We start from the raw sequence: 2,348 nt of genomic DNA on the forward strand, positions 1-2,348 counted from the left end.
CTGCGTCTGCATCTGAGTCAGCGTCTGCATCTGCATCTGAGTCTGAGTCAGCATCTGCATCTGCATCTGCGTCTGCATCTGAGTCAGCATCAGCGTCTGCATCTGCATCAGCGTCTGCGTCTGCATCTGCGTCTGCGTCTGCATCTGCGTCTGCATCTGAGTCAGCATCGAAGTATCCATTATCAATGCTAAAATCATCATGATCAGTGATAGTTACATGCACTTCTTCACCATCAGCATCTTTGTCAGCATCACTACCTGAATTTGTAGTAGTTTGAGTTAAACCTTCTGGTTTTTCAAAGTGTACTATATAGTCACCACTATCTAAATTATCAAAACGATAATTACCATTTTCATCTGTTGTTGTTGTTTTTAGTACGTTGCCGTCCTTATCTTTTAATGTAACCGTTACACCTTGAATTCCCTTTTCATCAGAATCTTGAACGCCGTCTTTGTTAGAGTCTTTCCATACGTAGTCCCCAAGGCTATATTTAGGTGTTTCATAAAAACCTGTATCAACAGTCATATTGTCAGCATTATTAATGATACCTTTTGCTACTACTACATTATTATCTCCATCTTTTTGACCATCCGAATCAATAGTATCATTATCAGTCGAATTTGATGGTGACGGAGTATAATTATTAGGAATAACAAATTCAACATTATATGTTCCATTTTGTAAGTTATTAAACTGATAATGTCCTGTATCATCTGTTGTTGCACGTTGTAACTCTTTGTTATTACTATCTTTAAGAATGACGTAAACACCTGGAATACCTTTTTCGTCATCATTTTGGATACCATCTTTATTTTCATCTAACCATACATAGTCTCCAAGACTGTATGTTGGGTTATCTCCTTGTGCTGTTGAAGAACCGTTAATATAACTAACGGTTGTACTTTTAGCACCTGTTGGGTATCTTGATTCTTGGTTACCGTAACGCGTTAACTCATAATTTGTACTAACATTTCCTGTGCCTGAGGGTTTAACCGCTTGGGTAATAATATAACGTTTCCCTTTGTTCATATTACTACGATTAAGATCTATATCTACTCTAGTATTATTAAGGCTATATTTAGGTGTAAATTGACTAGTTACATCTTTAACTGCGGATCCGTCTAAATTTGGATTAAAGCTATCTACTAAAACATTATCATCTAACACTTCATATACTTTTGTTTCACCAGGTATAAAATTACCATTTTGCACTGTTGAGAAGTATTTTGCATCATAAATTCTATTTCCAGGTTGATTTAAATAAACAACTTCATTATGTTTATTATTTACATTATCGACATTTGCTACTGCTGCACTTGTAAGATGGTCTTTTTTATTACCATAATCTACTACAAAATTTTCTCTAACTTCTTGGTTAGCAACGGTAACATCCATAGGATAACTTTGTTTATCTTTAGTTACTGTCTCTCTTTTTGGTGTTGCTAAAAGATTAAAGCTACCTGTAATGTTTTGATATTGATCTACATAATTAGTAAAAGTGTACGTAGTTGTATTTGTAGTTTCATCATAAACACCATTTGCTACAATTGAACCTTCCTTACTACGGAGTTGTGTATTTTTAGCTGGAAGTTCTAAAGCACCGGGTCTAATGTAATCACCATATTTTATAGTGAATTTGTCTCCTTCTTTAATACTATTATCTAATTCATAATCAGCAGACAATTTTAATTGCTCATTGCTTGTTGGCCAAACCGTATTGTTATCATGTTGATTATTTTTCTGATTAAGTGTCAAACTAGCATTTTTAATATGAACTTTATCATTGACTAAAGATCCACCTGTACTTGATGTAGTATCAGTACTGTTTAAAGCAAAAGTAGTTGGTGTACTATCCGTTGATGATGTTGACATTGGCGCTACGGCTGCTAATGTCATAAATGGACTAGTTAATCCATAATCTGGATTTGAAAAGTCTGTTTTAATTGTTTCAGCTACAATTGCATTATCAATTTGATCTTGTGTTGCTGTTTCTAAATTCACATCATTACTCACTGCATCAGCGATTGCGTCTGTATTATTACTTGTATTATCTGCATTTAAACTATCTACCACAGCACTTGTGTATGCTTGTTTATCTGCAACTGAACTATCTGACGTAATAGATGGAGAGTCTGTAGTAGATGACATGCCAGTTGTATCAGTTGTGTTATCTGATTGTGTTGTCGCATCAGATGAGCTTGATGCTGAATCATCTAATTTATTAGATGTGGTATCTTGAGTTGTATTGTCTTTTGAAGAAGTAATTAAAGATGATTCTTCTATTGGTTGTTCTGTTGTTGCTTTATCTTGTGTTGAAGGTTGTTCTGTTGTTGCTTTATCTTGTGCT

At 34.5% G+C, this 2,348-nt stretch carries 1 protein-coding gene; it reads right to left on the bottom strand.

Annotated features, from left to right (window positions below; all coding sequences use genetic code 11):
- Positions 1-2,284, bottom strand: a 2,284-nt coding sequence (locus tag HMPREF2715_RS08450) for an SdrD B-like domain-containing protein (protein ID WP_083318750.1), incomplete at its 3' end; no start/stop codon positions are given.
- Positions 2,285-2,348 lie beyond the last annotated feature (64 nt).

The organism is Staphylococcus sp. HMSC062A01, from assembly GCF_001836805.1.
Lineage (GTDB): Bacteria > Bacillota > Bacilli > Staphylococcales > Staphylococcaceae > Staphylococcus > Staphylococcus haemolyticus.